General features: G+C 39.1%; 12 protein-coding genes. 2 read left to right on the top strand and 10 right to left on the bottom strand.

Features of this window, described 5'->3' with window-relative positions; genetic code table 11:
- Positions 1-50 precede the first annotated feature (50 nt).
- The 7 genes from AC5YDM_RS01150 to AC5YDM_RS01120 form a co-directional block, all read right to left on the bottom strand.
- Positions 51-2,690 carry a bifunctional aconitate hydratase 2/2-methylisocitrate dehydratase gene (locus tag AC5YDM_RS01150; protein ID WP_496150287.1) on the bottom strand — a complete coding sequence of 880 codons (2,640 nt, stop codon included), beginning with the start codon at positions 2,688-2,690 and terminating at the stop codon, positions 51-53.
- A 297-nt stretch (positions 2,691-2,987) separates the two neighbouring features.
- The gene (locus AC5YDM_RS01145) at positions 2,988-3,257 is read right to left on the bottom strand and encodes a hypothetical protein (protein WP_496150286.1); all 270 of its coding nucleotides are present in this window, start codon (positions 3,255-3,257) and stop codon (positions 2,988-2,990) included.
- 163 nt (positions 3,258-3,420) lie between these two features.
- A complete protein-coding gene (locus tag AC5YDM_RS01140; RefSeq protein WP_496150285.1) occupies positions 3,421-4,326 on the bottom strand; it encodes a tetratricopeptide repeat protein in 906 nt (301 codons plus the stop codon).
- Positions 4,327-4,438: 112 nt separating this feature from the next.
- A complete protein-coding gene (locus AC5YDM_RS01135; RefSeq protein WP_496150284.1) occupies positions 4,439-4,816 on the bottom strand; it encodes a hypothetical protein in 378 nt (125 codons plus the stop codon).
- A gap of 92 nt (positions 4,817-4,908) precedes the next feature.
- Complete coding sequence (locus tag AC5YDM_RS01130; RefSeq protein ID WP_496150283.1) at positions 4,909-5,343, bottom strand: putative hemolysin; 435 nt, start codon at positions 5,341-5,343, stop codon at positions 4,909-4,911.
- Between the two features lie 130 nt (positions 5,344-5,473).
- Positions 5,474-9,994, bottom strand: coding sequence for a translocation/assembly module TamB domain-containing protein (locus AC5YDM_RS01125; protein WP_496150281.1), 4,521 nt, complete (start codon positions 9,992-9,994; stop codon positions 5,474-5,476).
- Between the two features lie 127 nt (positions 9,995-10,121).
- On the bottom strand, positions 10,122-12,884 hold the full coding sequence (locus tag AC5YDM_RS01120) for an autotransporter assembly complex protein TamA (protein ID WP_496150280.1): 2,763 nt from the start codon (positions 12,882-12,884) through the stop codon (positions 10,122-10,124).
- 175 nt (positions 12,885-13,059) lie between these two features.
- Between AC5YDM_RS01120 and AC5YDM_RS01115 the strand changes: the two genes are divergently transcribed.
- A complete protein-coding gene (locus AC5YDM_RS01115) occupies positions 13,060-14,382 on the top strand; it encodes an MFS transporter (protein ID WP_496150545.1) in 1,323 nt (440 codons plus the stop codon).
- A 3-nt stretch (positions 14,383-14,385) separates the two neighbouring features.
- Complete coding sequence (gene coq7, locus AC5YDM_RS01110; protein WP_496150279.1) at positions 14,386-15,021, top strand: 2-polyprenyl-3-methyl-6-methoxy-1,4-benzoquinone monooxygenase; 636 nt, start codon at positions 14,386-14,388, stop codon at positions 15,019-15,021.
- Between the two features lie 106 nt (positions 15,022-15,127).
- Here coq7 and AC5YDM_RS01105 read toward each other — a convergent pair whose 3' ends face one another.
- The 3 genes from AC5YDM_RS01105 to folB form a co-directional block, all read right to left on the bottom strand.
- Complete coding sequence (locus tag AC5YDM_RS01105) at positions 15,128-16,036, bottom strand: LysR family transcriptional regulator (RefSeq protein WP_496150544.1); 909 nt, start codon at positions 16,034-16,036, stop codon at positions 15,128-15,130.
- Positions 16,037-16,279: 243 nt separating this feature from the next.
- Entirely contained in the window at positions 16,280-16,714 is a 435-nt protein-coding gene (locus AC5YDM_RS01100; protein ID WP_496150278.1) for a 2-amino-4-hydroxy-6-hydroxymethyldihydropteridine diphosphokinase, read from the bottom strand.
- Positions 16,671-17,051 (bottom strand): dihydroneopterin aldolase, encoded by a 381-nt coding sequence (gene folB / locus AC5YDM_RS01095; RefSeq protein ID WP_496150277.1) that lies wholly within the window; start codon positions 17,049-17,051, stop codon positions 16,671-16,673. The genes AC5YDM_RS01100 and folB overlap by 44 nt, the downstream gene beginning before the upstream one ends.
- Between the last annotated feature and the right edge of the window lie 116 nt (positions 17,052-17,167).

The raw sequence follows: 17,167 nt of genomic DNA, 5'->3' as shown, positions 1-17,167 counted from the left end.
TGATAAATCAGCCCTTATTTTTAACTCATATTACTTTAATTTTCAATAAATTAAGTTAACTGAGCAGCAGCAATTTTCTTCGTATCAACATCTTTAGCAGCGTCAGTATAGTCGCTCATTTTGTCGAAGCTTAAGTATTGGTAGATGTCTGAAGACATGCTATCAATTTGAGCTGCATATTGTTGGTATTCTTCTGGAGTTGGTAATTTACCAAGTACAGCAGCAACAGATGCAAGTTCAGCAGAAGCTAAGTAAACGTTAGCGCCTTGACCTAAACGGTTCGGGAAGTTACGAGTAGAAGTCGATACACAAGTCGTGTTCGGAGCTACACGTGCTTGGTTACCCATACATAATGAACAACCTGGCATTTCAGTACGCGCGCCAGCTTTACCATAGATGTTATAGAAACCTTCTTCCATCAATTGACGTTCGTCCATACGCGTCGGTGGAGCAATCCACAAACGAGTATTCAATACGCCACCAGGAACTTTCTCTAACAACTTACCAGTTGCACGGAAATGACCAATGTTCGTCATACATGAACCAACAAATACTTCGTCAATTTTCACGCCTTGAACATCAGATAACAATTTCGCATCATCTGGATCGTTTGGACAGCAAAGAACTGGTTCAGTGATTGTAGCAAGGTCGATTTCATACACTTTAGTGTATTCAGCATCAGCATCAGCTTTAAGAAGTGATGGATTAGCCAACCATTTTTCCATGTTCTCTACACGACGAGCCATCGTACGCGCATCGCCATAACCTTCAGAAATCATCCACTTAAGCATAGTGATGTTTGAACGAAGGTATTCAGCAACTTTCTCTTCAGACAGCGTGATAGAACAACCAGCAGCTGAACGTTCAGCAGAAGCATCAGAAAGTTCGAATGCTTGCTCAACAGTTAAGTCAGTTTCCATTTCTGTTAAGTCGATCTCAAGGATACGACCAGAGAAGATGTTTTTCTTACCTTTCTTCTCTACAGTTAAGTCACCTTGCTGAATCGCAACGTAAGGAATTGCATGTACTAGGTCACGTAGAGTGATACCAGGCTGCATTTTACCTTTGAACTTAACAAGTACAGATTCAGGCATATCAAGTGGCATAACACCAGTTGCTGCAGCAAATGCTACAAGACCAGAACCCGCTGGGAATGAAATACCAATTGGGAAACGAGTATGTGAGTCACCGCCTGTACCAACAGTATCCGGCATTAACATACGGTTTAACCAAGAGTGGATAATACCGTCACCTGGACGTAAAGACACACCACCACGGTTCATGATGAAATCAGGAAGCGTGTGTTGCATTTGAACGTCAACTGGCTTTGGATAAGCAGCTGTATGACAGAAAGATTGCATAACTAGATCAGCAGAGAAACCTAAGCAAGCTAAGTCTTTCAATTCGTCACGAGTCATTGGACCAGTTGTATCTTGCGAACCAACAGTCGTCATCTTAGGTTCACAGTAAGTACCTGGAAGTACGCCTTGACCTTCAGGAAGACCACATGCGCGACCAACCATTTTCTGTGCTTGAGTGAAACCTTTGCCAGTAGCAGCAGGTTGAACTGGAGTACGGAACAATGTAGATGGAGCAAGACCTAAAGCTTCACGCGCTTTAGTTGTCAAACCACGACCAACGATTAAGTTGATACGACCACCCGCACGAACTTCATCAAGAAGAACTGGAGTTTTAAGTTCAGCTTCAGCGATTTGAGCGCCATCTTTAGAAGCAGTTACTTTCGCAGCAGCATGATCAATGTTCAGAACGATTTCGTCGCCCATGTTCATGTTTGCAACATCAATTTCGATTGGCAATGCGCCAGCATCTTCCATTGTGTTAAAGAAAATCGGAGCGATTTTAGAACCTAAGCAGTAACCACCGTCTTTTTTGTTCGGGATGTGAGCAATGTCATCACCAAAGAACCAAAGTACAGAGTTAGTTGCAGATTTACGAGATGAACCTGTACCAACAACGTCACCAACGTAAGCAACTTGGTTGCCTTTCGCAACTAGAGCTTCGATTTGCTTTAATGGACCAACTTCACCAGGAACTTCTGGGTTGATACCGTCACGTACGTTTTTCAACATTGCATTTGCGTGCAATGGAATATCTGGACGGCTCCAAGCGTCTTGTGCAGGTGACAAGTCGTCTGTGTTTGTTTCGCCAGTTACTTTGAAAACAGTAAGTTTGATTTCAGCTGGAACGTCTGGACGCGATGTGAACCATTCAGCATCAGCCCAAGATTGCATTACTGCTTGTGCATTTGCATTGCCCGCTTTTGCTTTATCAGCAACGTCATGGAACGCATCAAATACAAGAAGAGTTTTCTTAAGTGCATCAGCAGCTAATTCAGATAGCTCAGCATCATCAAGAAGTGTAACTAAAGGAGCTACGTTATAACCACCAAGCATAGTACCTAGTAAGTAAACCGCACGTTCTTTAGTTACTAAAGGAGAAGTCGCTTCGCCTTTTGCCAAAGCAGCCAAGAAAGCAGCTTTAACATAAGCAGCTTGGTCTACACCCGCTGGAACACGGTTTTCTAGTAAATCAACTAGAAACGCTTCTTCGCCAGCTGGTGGATTTTTTAATAATTCAACTAATGCAGCTGTTTGAGCATCATCAAGTGGCTTCGGTGGGACTCCGAGTGCGGCACGTTCTGCAACGTGTTGGCGGTAAGCTTCTAGCACGGTGTAATTCCTCTTTTTAAAAAATTATCTTTGAATTCCTGCTTATTTAAAGCATCAAAGACAATATGGACTATCAAATTTTACTAAAATTCGGGCCAAAAGTTAATGCAAGTCCCGTATTTATTCGTGATGACCATTATTTCATAAATAAATATCAGAATTCTTCGTGATTCGATTTAAAAATGAATTCTTAGGTCTATTTGCACAACAAATCATTCGAAACTGAACTTAAGGCTCTAAAGCCGAAAAAAAAGCAACTGTATGTTGCTCTTTTTCTCAGAATTTGAACATTACACCTTAGTGTACAGTGGTTTTGTTCAAATATTCTTTCAAAGTTTCATGTGTACCTTCAAATCGGATCAAAATCTCGTCATCGTGCATCATACTGTGCTCTGCGCATGCAAAACTAATCTGAACTTGGTAAATTTTAGCTTGCTCGTTGATCACTTCTTTAATAATTACGCGATCTCCCAAGCTAAGAACATAGTGACTCCCATTAATCACAGCAATGCCTCGTTCATCTTCAAGCAATAAATCAGCATTGTTCATGTACGCGACTACTTCCATCTTTTCGCTCCTGTGTTTTTATTCTTTATCACTTATGTATATATGCTTTTCTGTTTTTATGCTAATTATTTTTTCTGAAATGATTCCTCAAATAATAGACTCAAAATAATAAAGCCAATGTGTAAATACACATTGGCTTTCTAAATATATTAATTCTATCGATTTAAATAATCGGACACTCAATCGCTGTATATGTTTTTCCTTTCACCACACTCTGAACCTCTCTGCATCCTTGCTGATTAGATGCTTGATTTTGCAAAGCTTCAATCGCTTGTGGCACACCAGCTTGCGCGGCTTCTTGCATCAATTCATAAGCTTTTTGCTGATCAACTTTCGTGCCTGTACCTTGATAGTATGCCAATGCCAAATTAAATTTAGCACTCGCTTGACCAAGCTCGGCAGATTTTTTAAGTAATTCAAAAGCCTTCTGATCACTTTGTTTTACACCATGCCCACGACCATATAAAGTCGCTAGATTACCGTAGGCCAAAGCATTATTTTGTTGAGTACCTTGTTCAAGATAAGCAACCGCCTTCTTATAATCCTGCTTTACACCTGTACCCTTATAATATAACCAGCCTAAGTTATTGAGTGCCAAACCATTATTCTGCTTGGCCGCAGCTTCCGTCCACTTAAGCCCCAACACTTGATTTTTAGGTAAAAGATCACCAGTCAAATAATGACTCCCCAGAGCAATCTGTGCCTGCACATTACCCATTTCAGCGAGCTCAGTTAACAATTTTTCTGCTTTAATCGAATCTTTTTGTACATTACCAACACCATGTAAATACATCATACCAGCAGTATATTTAGATTTTAAATCCCCCAATGCAATGCCTTTCTGCGCATATTCCATTGCCTTTTTACTATCTTGCGTAACTTGCTTACCTTCTCCATACATCATGATTAAGGCTTGAATTGCTTGTAAATCCCCTTGATCTGCCTTTTGATTCAGTACTTTGATGTCTTTAGTCGTTAATTTTTCTTCCGCAAAACTTGAATGACTTAAGGTACAAATAAAAGCAAATCCAAGCGCATAACAACATCGTTTTATATTTTTAAATTTCATATTAACCTTAATATCTATATTTAATTTTTTATTAAAAATACAACTATATATTTATAATTAAATTTGAACAACCTTTGGTTGTTCAGTCTTTAAATACATAAAAAACCGTTCATTAGAACGGTTTATAATCTGGCAATGATTTCGCATCAAAAGGTGTTTCTAAACACTGCTTTTCCGCTTCATCTCTAAACTGCACTTGCAATCCATTACTATCCACTTCTAACTGATCCACAGGATATGCATAAGCTTTAGCAACTTGCTCTAGGACAAACTTTTTAGTGGTTGGGTCTGTCACTTTATTGGCATATTCCAAAGCTTCTTTATGCAAAATACCATTTTGACGATCAAGAATAATCGAACGTGCAGCATTACCAATACTTTTACAGTAACCTTGCCACTGCTCTTCTGGCGTAAGCGGTTTCTTTTCAGCACAAGCACTCATTAAAATTGCTGTCCCAAGTACACCGCTTAACACTAAAAATTTGTTCATAAAAATCTCCTCATCTGCATATCATAATCAAACTGAGTGCAAATAAGAAATATCAACATCACATTTACGAACTTTACTCATCTTACAAAAAATTAACCACAGCTCGCAGAACGAATCACCTTGCTATTTGGATCAATGACAATTGTAATTCGATCAGCACGATAGTCTTGAGTGACCGCTTGATTCGGCAATACTGTTCGAACATGAAAAGATTGAGTCAATTGCTTAATCTTTTCATCACTCAAATGAGATTTCCCAATCAGTTTTTTCGCTTCTTCAGGAACACATTCAGATTGTTCAGAACGCATTAACGCCCACTCTTCAATCACTTGACTATCAGGTAAATGGCAATAACCGACTTGACCATTACTCTCATTACGTAGCTCAAGACGTCCGCCTTTATTAACACAATTTTCACTGGCAGGGTTTGCAAGTCCAATTGTAGGTGTCTCGGATGTAGCTTGAGGATTTGTCGTACAAGCACTCACTAAAATGCTCATACACGCCATCGCGATCATTTTTTTCATAGCATCACCCTTTTTTAGACTTATTCAGATTTAATCTTTTTACCCAGAAATATATTGTTCTCACAACAACTCTAGCTCAATTTAGAAAATATGGATCAATCCACGTTTGATCCATTTTTCCTTTTAAATATTAGAATCGCCAGTTGTAGAACATATCAATTGCACGTTCTAATGACTGACTCGCCTCTAAATAAAGACGTTGATTGACTTGATAACGTAAAGTGAGCTTATTCACTGGTGTAAACACACCAACACCGTATCGAATGTAAAGATCAGGAGTTAAATAGCCCGTAACGCTGACTTGTGTATCATCACCAGTCCCTTGAGCATCTAATGCCAACCCACTTAAACCGAAAGTTTGTCCAATTTGATTGGTAAAGGCACGTGTTCCTCCCAAACCTAAACTAATCCCTGCCGCGGCAATGGTATTGCTTACATCAGACCTAAAGCCTTCTGCATTGCTTAAGCTACCTGAACCATCATTAATACGCCCTGTAATCAATGCATTCATCGCCTCTTGTTCGGACAAGCCTGCATCGTTATACACTTGGATATTCGGGCTTGAAGCTGTACCTGTAACACGTAAGCCAACGATACTGCCTGAAATCGTTTTATTGGCATCCACATCCAAAGTCGGATTGGACAATGCCCCACTAAAACGAGCAATCGCACGATTCAGATCTAAACTCTGACCATAAGCTTCAATGATCACTTTCTTAGAAACACCGATCGCACCTGATGCTCGCATGGCTGTTTCTAAGCCTTGTTGTGACAAGTAAATGCGACCAAGCAAGGGAATACGACTATTAAAGCCTTGGAAAATGACTTGTTGCCCAAGATTCAACTCCAGATCGGCACGAATATCCCAAGGTTTTGCTGCTTTCAAGATCGCAAGTTGATTATCACCTTCACGCACCACACGAACATCGGAAGATAACGGTACGACCGATGCACTTGACTCTGGCATTGAAATTAATGCACGAGGTACATCGACCTTACCTTTGACCGTAATTGACTTCGATAATGGTCGTGCATCTAAACTGATATCTGTATCCACAATGGCTGTAATCAACGGCGCTTGTCGGATCAGTAAATCATTGCCTTTAAGATTTAACTTAATGTGTAAGTCATCTTTCCAGTCAATACCACCAACCAACTTACCAACACCGCGTCCGCTATTAAACGCACCATTGATGGTCGCTTCATTCTGACGAATAGAAGAATGTAACTGTAAATTGGTTAAATTGACAGGTAAGGAGATCATACTGATCTGACCATCTTTAACGCGTAGCTCACCATTGAACAGAGGCTTGGTTAATGTCCCACCAATTTTACCAGCTAAAGACAAATTACCTTCAAGCTTACGAACATCTGCGATGAAAGGCTTCAATACACGTAATTGCACCTGATTGAATGCAACTTCACCACGCATCGGTTTTGAATCAACATAAGGATTGATAATAACGTTCGCATAACCTGTACCAATCGTTGGCGCTTTTAAGTCTGTGCGTAGCATCAAACCTTCTTTAATACTTTTCACAATGACACTGGCTTCATCGTAATTCATTGTGGTAGACGTATCGTCACTATCTACAGCACTTAAACCAATCACACCATTACGTGTCACCAAACGTGCATCAATTTTAGGTTCTGTACCCTGTGCCCAAGCCGCTTTGGCATAACCATTTAACTTACCTGTAATCGCTAAGCCTTCTGGCATAAAGGCTGCAAAATCTTTCAGATCCAAATTATTTGAAACGAAAGACACATTACCTTTGGTTTTACTGGCACGGATCGGTTGATCAAAACAAAGTTTCGTTTGTTGACTCGACCAGCAATGTTGCCCTACATAAACTTCAGTTTTTGCTGTTGAATAGATGATTGGTGCATTTTGTTCTTGCTTGAGATGAATTCGAACAGAGTCAAACTCACCCCGCTGAATTTGACCTAACCAATCATTTTGTGGGTTAAAGCCACCTGCTAGCTGTACATAGAATTTTGAATAATAGTTCCATGCCTGCAGTTTCAAAATATGTGCTTTACGTGTACCTGAGATTGCAATTTCACCATGCTGGATTTCACGATTACCACTACGTAAATTTTCCATTTTTGCAGACATCGAACTTGGAACAGTTTCAGATGTCGGTAATTCACCTTTAATGGTTAATTTTTTAACACTAAGTAAATTATTAAATCCAAAATTATCCACGGCGATATTGGCTGTTGCAGAAAGTCGTGGTTGTGATTGGAAGTTTACAAAGCCTTGTGCTTTGCCGCGTAAACCTGGATAGACTTCATACAGAGCAGGTGCATTAATTTTTACACGCAAGTTTTGTGCATTACCCGATGCTTGAATTTGGTTTTGCGCATAGGACACAAATAAATTATTTGCTTCAAACTGTTGAGGTATAAAACCTTTCTGATTTGAATTAATGATTAAAGCCAAATTACCCTTAGCACGCAAAGCTTTGTTATTGATCATACCCGCAAGATTCAGTCGTTCTACATTCACTCGTTTTAACTGATCAGACCAAACCCCTTGAGATTTCACATTTCCTGAAATTTCACCACGAACACTGGAAACAAAATAATGCGGTTTAAAACGAATTAACGATGCGTTCACATCCCATCCGATACCGTTGTTTAAATTCAGCAAACCATTTGCTGTGATTTGTCCAGCAGCACCATTGTGTTTAAATTCGGTAATATTAATTCGACTTGGCGTTCCTGCGACCCGAATTTTGAGTGAACCATCGCCTTGTGGTAGTTGGCTTGCATGCAAAAATCCATCGTAATTCACAGCAAAGCCTTTAAACCCGCCACCTGCTTTTTCATCATTAAATAATATTGCAGCAGTACTTTTACCTGTCAATTTCACGGTTTCAGGCTTGCTTTGATTTGCTATCTGACCGGTTAGGTTAATTGCATCCAGCTGAATGATTTGCTGATTGGGTCTGGCAAAGCCATTTGCTTTAATTTGTCCATTTAATAGATGAATTGGTGCGGCAGCAGCAACCGATTGCGGATTGAAATCTTTGGCATTCACCAATGCATTCCATTTCAATTGGCGCTTATCATCAGGTAGTTCAACTAGAGCTTGACCAGTCAAACTCCCTTTGGATGCTAAATAGCTAAACGAAGGGACATTCAGATTATTATTTTTAAGATTTAACTGTGCTTGGTACTGACCTGCTGGTAACGTCGCTTTCTCATGTGGACGTACCACAGTTGCCACATGTATGTCTTGTTGCCCTTCTACCAATGCCAATTTAACCTGACCTGACTCACTACTTAGCCAACCCACATAGGGCACAGCGCGGTCGATATTATTCCAAGCCACATCCATCAACATTGGGCTTGGTTGTTTGTTCTTTTGCTCAGCCTGAGTAAGGTCTACATTCCAAGTTTCATATTGATCAAAATCTACATTTGCTTTGACATTCATACCGTCTTTTAAAGCACCCGTAGAGGCAATATTGGCATCCAAACTCGGCGGAAGAAAATCTTTGATGACTTGAGGAATAATGTCATCTTTTGGATTAATCTTATCTAAACGGCCTTTGACATCCCAATGTACATGATCTTCCCAACTCACCATACCGGCAACATTCACAGCACCTTTCATCAACTGACCATTTAAATTACTGATGTTCAATTGATTGACCAAGTCGGTATTGGCTAATGCAGTATATTGACCTTGGGGAATATTTTTACCACTGATGTCGGTATTGATATCCAGATCTAAGCGTTTGATATCACCATTAAATTTAGCAATACCTTGTTTCGACAGTAGTTCTTGCTCTAGCAATAAAGGCCAATGATAATCTTTAAAATTCAATGCACCTTGCATTGGTACATTTGGACGCATCGGATGAACCACTGCCCATCCTGTCAGTAAATCTGGTGTCAACGTTGCAACACCTGCCTGAATCGTATCCAGTGAACCACGTGCATTGATGTGAATGTCTTCAACATTTAGTGCCTTAAGCGATGGAAGTTTGACTATACCTGTCGCATTTAAAGGATATTTACCTTCAAATTTCATACTGCCTGAAGCATCTCTCACAGAGAGATAGCCCATATCCATTCGTGTATCTTTAAATTGCAGTTCTGTACCCGACCACAAGCCATCTTTCAAATAAATATCATTGAAATCAACTTTAGTCGTTGATGTTTTAATTTGTAGTTTATCGAGGTTTGCTTCATCAATACGCAAAACAAAAGGCAGTTTAATTTCACTAAATTTAAAAGCTTCATTGCTTGGAGGAGATTTATTAATCACCACCACATTGCTGACATTGGCATGACTTAAATGCACTTCTTTGTCTAATATTGCACGCCAACCTAATGAAACATCTGCACGGTCAATTTTAACATCTACCGCTTTAAGGCTAACCAATACATTTTTTAGAATAATACCGCGAAGTAAGCTTCCGCCTTCATATTCATACTTAATCATTTTCTGTGCCGATAAAGCACGATCAAGTAGGAATTTACTTCCTTTATCAGTCGAGAACATTACAGCTAAAGCAGCAACCAAAAAAACCAACAACGTTACAAGCGTCAAAAGAACGCTGCGAAGCACACGGCGCTTTTTGGGTAGAGGTGCTTGTGGTGCAGGTTGTTGTTGCTGTTTTATTTCTTCAGCCATAAATATCCCATCAATTTATATTATTTATCGATCCAAATGATTTCTTTAAAACTGCTTATTCAAAACAAATCGATTCAAGCAACTTGGTCAAAACCATTAGATCCAAACTTATTTTAAAAGTCATCTATTAAAGTTGTGAGCCAATAAAGAAATGCAATCGAATCGGATGCCCTGGATCAGATACTCCTGATGCCACATCTAAACGAATCGGTCCAATCGGTGATGCCCAACGAATACCTAAACCTAAGCTATATTCAGAATCATTGCTAAACTTTTCATCATAAGCATTTCCGTAGTCTCCAAATACCGCTGCTCGCCAACCTTCTTTAAACTGATAATTATATTCTAATGAACCTACACCTACCGCTTGACCACCTACTTTAAAATCAGCCACCATCGGTGAGAGACTCTTATAGTCAAACCCACGAATACTTTGGTCACCACCAGCAAAGAATCTTAAATTATAAGGAACACGTTCAAAGTTATCCGTAAAGATATAACCCAAACTTAAACCACCAATCAACTGATGATCATTATTCGTACCCAGCGAATACAAGCCCTTCCAATTGGCATTCACAATTGCCATATCTGCATCAGACAATGCATTTTTAGAACCCAATTGAATTTTATAATTTTGTCTAAAACCTTTGGTCGGGTTTACTCGCGTATCACTAATGGTTTTCGTTGCTTCATAACCTAACAATAGTGACTGCTGTTCATCACTCGCACCTGGTGCCAAAAAGGCATCTGGAATATCATCAAAGTTGAAGTCTTCATCGAAATTGGTATTTAAATCACCTTCAATGGTCATTCTATCTAGACGGTAACGCAGTCCAAATACATGCTGCCAGTCACGGCGGGAACCACGAATAATTCGATCTACACCTGCCACTGCTGACTCTGTAACAGCCTCTAAACCATTACCAATCTTGTCATCCAACTCACGCTCATAACCACCAACTAAACTAATATAATCATTCAGTGGATGTTTATAAGGGATGTTATAGCGACCATCTATTGATTGGCGAATTTGAGATAGCTCTAAGTTGGCATCAAAAGAGTGTCCAAGATCATTCACAATAGCGCGGCGGTACTGACTACGTAGACGAACCCCCGTATCTGTACCATAACCTATACCCGCTTCTAAACTATTCAGCTTGTCTGCATTTAAAGTCACAATCACAGGAATATGCTGTGTTTCGCGTGCTTGTTTTTGTAAAGCTAAAGTTTCTTCCTCTTTAGCTTTGGCACGTGATTCTGCATCGGATAAATCACGATTTAATTTTTGTTCTTGCACCCCTGCAAATTGATTTTCATCTGCGACATTTTGCTTTTTAGCTGTTGCAGATTCAGCAGATACGGGTTTTTGTTGAACCTCTGGGGTTAAAGCTGAAGCTTCAATTTTCTGTTGATCCACCAAAGCTTGTAAATCAGGTCCGAGTTCCAATGGCTTAACGATGGGTTCAGGCTTAACAGCATCGACCAAAGTGTAGTTAAAATAACGCGTATTGGTTAAATTATTCGCTAAAGCATTCACACGCCAAGCGGTATAGTCCGCACCTTCTTTCCAAGGTGCAAGTGTCCGCAGAATCTCTTCACGAATCGGTAAAGGCTTACTTGGATCACTCATTCTAAAGACAACATCATCCAGCTTATAGCGAGAGCCTGTTTCATAGATCAAATTAATATCTGCAAGATTTTGTGGTCGAGCCAACATCACATCATGCATACGCCAATAAGCATCAAAGAAACCATTATTCGCAGCGGCATCCGTAATGCGAAGTTTAGTCGCTTCATATTTACCATGATTAAAAATATCCCCTGGTTCTAATTCAGGTAACACTTTAATCACTTGTAACTGAGCCAGTCTTGAACCATCACCTGAAAATTCAATATTTTGTTCGCGAACTTTCACTGGCTCATTTGGCGTTACCACCACACGGACTCGCCCTGCACTGACTTTTTCAAATTTAAACTCAGCATCATAATAACCAACCGCTTGTGATGCTTGCACAGTTAAATTTCTTAGTTGAGGAACTGCCGAGTTAAAGTCTGCAAAAGATTCAACTGTAAAAGCAGATAATTTCGCTTTGATGTTATCCGCTAAGATTTTAGGTGCACCATCCACTTCTGCGGTGATTCGCGGCACTGTTTCTGCTTGATTTAAACGCGGTGGTCGAATTTTATAAATAATACGTTTGAAGAAGTTTGGTTTTTCGAGTGCTGCTTTTGCCTCCACACTTTGTTCTTCGAGTGACACACCTGACTCATTTGCGCCAACAGTAATCTTGCTGTCCGACTCAATGCTATTCATAAGTTGATCAATATCGACCGGTGCTTGGGCAATTTCAGCAAGTTCTGTTTGCGTAGTCACAGGCATTTCAACTTCTGGGGCTTTTGTTACACCTGTTCTAAAATTCTGCGCTTCAATTTTAGCTTCTTCTGCGACACGAAAAATTTCATTTGCCATCGACTGATCGACCGTTTCAGTCGGTAAATCTTCTAAATTTTCAAATTCGATTGGATTAAATACTGTTGAATCAATTTGATTTTGTTCTTGTTGTTGCAACATGATCAAACTATCAACCTGACGGTTTTGATCTAGATTTTCTATTTTTTCATCAAGTTGCTTAATTTTATCAAAATCAACACCTTGCTGAAGGGCTGCTTCTTCAAGGCTTTCTTTATTTTGCTTTTCAATCTCTGAATTAACTGGAAGTTGTATAAATTCGGGCGGTTGACTGGTTGTTTCAGCAGCAAATAAGACAGGTGAAGAAAAGACACTTAAAAAAACACTAGTACATAATATTTTATTGATATCATGCGTCTGAGATATATGATGCATACAACGTGCAAGCATAGATTTTTTAAACTGAGTTTTTTCTGGCATACCACGCTCTGAACACATTATATTTTATAGTGAAAATACTGAGATAAAATGGTCTTATATTTGATCCAAAATATCAGCATTTTCAGAACTTTTTAGAATAAAAGTATGATACATGATTTTCAGATACTGTTACCAAATCATCACATTTCTTAATAATTTTTTAATAAGCTGACCCATCATGGAAAAGAAAGAGCACCTATTAGGATCAAGACGTTTTTTACCGATGTTTTTGACTCAGTTTTTTGGGGCACTCAATGACAATGTTTATAAACAATCATTGTTATTGGTCATTACCTATGGATTTATTCAACAACAAACAGCAAGCGTCAGCACACTCAATAACCTTGCTGCACTTTTGTTTATCTTGCCCTATTTTATCTTCTCAGCAACTGCGGGACAGATTGCAGATAAGTATGAACGCTCCTTTCTGATTCGTAATATTAAACTACTTGAAATCGTCATCATGTTGATTGGTAGCGCAGGTTTCATGTTAGGTAACCTATGGTTACTGCTCACTGCACTTTTCCTGATGGGCACACATAGTGCTTTCTTTGGTCCGATTAAATACGCGATTCTGCCTGAAATACTGAAACCAAATGAATTGATGTCTGGAAATGCCTTATTTCAGTCGGGAACATCCATTGCCATTTTAATTGGTATGATTCTAGGCGGTGTGGTGATTTCAAACTCTGCTGGTAATTTGCTCTGGATCAGTCTTGCTGTAGTCAGTATCGCTGTGATCGGCTATCTATGCAGTCGCTTTATTCTCAAACAAGAAACAAATAAAAATGAGATCAATGTTGATTGGAACTTTTTTCGTACCAGTTTTCAAACCATTCGATATGCCAAATCATTGCCTTTAGTTTTTACGATCTTATTAGGAAACTCTTGGTATTGGTTCTATGGTGCAACTTACTTAACTCAGATTCCACAACTCACACAGCAAAACCTACATGCCAATGAAAATGTCGTGAGTTTATTACTGACTTTCTTCTCTGTCGGAATCGGCGTTGGTTCACTCTTATGCCGTAAGATTGGTGGTTCTGAGGTGAATATCAAAATGGTGCCGATTGGCGCTGTTGGATTAACTGTCTTTGCTCTGTATCTTGCTGCGAGCTTGAGCTTTATTCCCGAACGTACAGGTGACTTTATTGGAATTGCGGATATGTTTAGCTCAGGTATGAGCTATTATCATGTCATGGTCGCAGTCACACTATTGGGAATCAGTGGTGGATTTTATATCGTGCCTTTGTATGCCATGATGCAAGCATATTCACCCCGATCACATCGTGCGCGAGTGGTTGCTGCGAACAACATTTTGAATGCCGTATTCATGGTATCCTCTGCAATATTCTCAATTTTAATTTTAAGCGTTCTTAAAATTGATATAAAAATATTGTTTAGTATCACAGCTATTCTAAGTGCATTATTCACAACTTGGCTGTTATTCCGCTTAAAACCTATGCTTAAAACTGAAAAAATCGCGTTGGAGGATTAATTCATGCGTCAATACACTGGACTCGACAAATTTATTCATTCATTTGATCAAGCCCTACGTAGTCTTGTACCTGGTACAACTTCTGCACAGCGTGAAAATCCAGGTGATGAAGCCGAAGCTAAACTCGGTGTCAGTGAAGCACGCCATGTGGCGGGTTTAATGCGTGTCAATCACAGTGGTGAAGTCTGTGCTCAAGCCCTTTATCATGGGCAAGCTCTTACCGCCAAACTGCCCAATGTACGTCGTGAGATGGAATTTGCTGCGATTGAGGAACAAGATCATTTGGCATGGTGTGAACAACGCTTAAAAGAATTAGACAGTCACACGAGCCTATTTAACCCTGTTTGGTATGGTTTATCTTTTGGTATGGGTGCAATCGCAGGAATCGCAGGTGATAAATATAGCCTTGGCTTTGTTGCGGAAACTGAGCGCCAAGTCAGTCTCCATTTACAACATCACATCAGCCAGTTGCCTGAGCAAGATGAACGTTCACGTCGTATCTTAGTTCAAATGAATGAAGATGAATTACATCATCGTGATACAGCCTTAAATGCAGGCGGTGTCGACTTACCTGTCCCTGTCAAAATCACCATGACTGCGATTTCTAAATTAATGACCAAAACCAGTTATTTTATTTAAGCTGAATATTGATATATCAACTTCAATTTAATATATAAATATTAATAAAAAAGACCTGAATCACTCAGGTCTTTTTTATTTCGGGTACTTCATTTTCAAAGGCAATTTAAAGAGAAATATCTTTGTCTTTTAAATTTTCATAGAACACTTGGCGAATCCATTGATGGCTTTTTTTATGGTGATTGGCGATATACCAAAACTGCTTAATTGAATACGTTGGAAAACCTTGAGGAAGTTCATAAATTTCCAAATTACCCCGTGCGAGTAAAACCTCACTAAGATAATACGGTACGGTTGCAATCGCATCCGATTGTTGAACTACCAAGCCCACTCCCAAATAACTCGGCAAAGTCATCACCTTATTGCGCTTATAACCCAATTTACTGATGTGACTTTCAAATGAAAAATGCCCTGCACCGACTTCAACATCAATATGCTTTTCACTGAGATAATCTTCGAGCGTGATTTTTGAATCTTTGAGTCGTGGATGGTCTTTCGCAGCAATCACCACAAAATGCTGTTCAAATAATTTTTGTTGATAAAAATGATCATCTAGATTTTCGTAATACCCTACGATCAAATCTAAAGTTCCACTTTTTAACAGCTCTAAACTCTTTGGTTTGATCGAATGAACATTCAATTGAACTTTAGGTGCGTGATCTTTGAGATAAGCTGAAATTTGAGGTAATAACACCAAATGTGCCACATCGGTCATGGCAATGTTATAAATTTTTTCCGACTCGAAATGATTAAACTCTTCTTTATGTAAACAAATCGCTTCGTAATTATTCAGCAAATTCGAGATCAATGGGAACAATTGAATCGATAGCTCTGTTGGTCGCATCTCATTTTCAACGCGAATAAATAACGGGTCTGAATAGTACTTTCTCAGTTTATTCAACAAATTGCTGACAGCAGGCTGACTCATGTCAATTTGTCTGGCTGCAAGCGACACGTTTTTAAACTTATAGACATAAAAGAAAACTTTTAAAATCTTAATATCTATTTCAACCACACAGATTTCCCAAAATTTATATCCAACCTCAACGCAAAAAGACATTGTGAAAACACAATGCCTTAAGTAACTTTAAATAAGCAAAACGAATTTTAAAAGTATCATCCGATACAATCAAAATATTAGAAAGCAATTAAGCTAAATAATAAACCTAAATAACAAAAGAGTTAAATGGGAAAAATCATCAATTTACATTTAAAAATCGAATCCTGAATAGAAACTTCCCTATCCTGTTTGGATATTTCAGACAAATTGTTCAACGATTGGATAATTCAGTGCAACCTTAAACTGATCATTAGCCCAAATATCGTAGAGTGGAATTTTGACATCGACTGCAAGGGGAACTTTTTTCGCATTAAATTGCATTGAACTTAAGTCTTGTCCCCATGCGATCAAATCCACATCTAACGTAATCTGATGCGAAGGTCGTATTCTACCTGACTCAAACTCCATATTTTTAAGGAACTTGAGCATCTGTTCGACAGTCAATTCACTTTTAACCAGACAAGCTGCATTCCAATAGTCTGCACCAACGCCATCACGGCATGGAATGAGATAAATAGGTGAAAACTGTGTTTCACCTAAACCACTGATTTGCTGAAAGGCGCGTTGAAAATGTTGCTCAGGATTTTGATTACTCGCCAGTGCTAGGGCGAACATCATTGCGGTGTCGTTCAAGACGAATTCCTACTGAATTTGCTTGCGCGATAATGGCAGGCTTCCGGATGGTAATCATAATAGATTCTATCGCTGGAAAGGTAGCAAAAAGCGCATTTAACACAAGTTTTGCTGCATGTTCGATCAATTCAGGCTTCGCTTCTTGAATCACTTTTGCTGATATTTCACAAATTTCAGCATAGTTCATGGTATCTGCTAAAGCATCTGAGTTTGAAGCCTGTTCCAAATCTGTATTGATCGTGAGATCCAACATTAAGGGTTGAATGATTTGGCGTTCCCAATTGAAACAGCCCACAACCGTTTCAACCTTCAAACCCTCAATAATGATGGCATCCATATTTTTACTCTTATAAAAAATTCAAACCTGATGAGATAGACTTCATTAGCATAAATTAACATCAACTTTCGAAATGACATGCATTCCGAAAGCTTTTTATTCAATCTAACAATCTA

It is taken from the genome of Acinetobacter sp. CY81 (assembly GCF_059515925.1).
The sequence above is the reverse complement of the archived record's forward strand: the minus strand, read 5'-3'. Positions and strand labels throughout refer to the sequence as shown.

Coding starts and splice junctions, on each gene's coding strand:
- AC5YDM_RS01145 (WP_496150286.1), bottom strand. CDS start 3,257: ATGGAAGTAGTCGCGTACATGAACAATGCTGATTTATTGCTTGAAGAT.
- AC5YDM_RS01140 (WP_496150285.1), bottom strand. CDS start 4,326: ATGAAATTTAAAAATATAAAACGATGTTGTTATGCGCTTGGATTTGCT.
- AC5YDM_RS01135 (WP_496150284.1), bottom strand. CDS start 4,816: ATGAACAAATTTTTAGTGTTAAGCGGTGTACTTGGGACAGCAATTTTA.
- AC5YDM_RS01130 (WP_496150283.1), bottom strand. CDS start 5,343: ATGAAAAAAATGATCGCGATGGCGTGTATGAGCATTTTAGTGAGTGCT.
- AC5YDM_RS01125 (WP_496150281.1), bottom strand. CDS start 9,994: ATGGCTGAAGAAATAAAACAGCAACAACAACCTGCACCACAAGCACCT.
- AC5YDM_RS01120 (WP_496150280.1), bottom strand. CDS start 12,884: ATGCCAGAAAAAACTCAGTTTAAAAAATCTATGCTTGCACGTTGTATG.
- coq7 (WP_496150279.1), top strand. CDS start 14,386: ATGCGTCAATACACTGGACTCGACAAATTTATTCATTCATTTGATCAA.
- folB (WP_496150277.1), bottom strand. CDS start 17,051: ATGGATGCCATCATTATTGAGGGTTTGAAGGTTGAAACGGTTGTGGGC.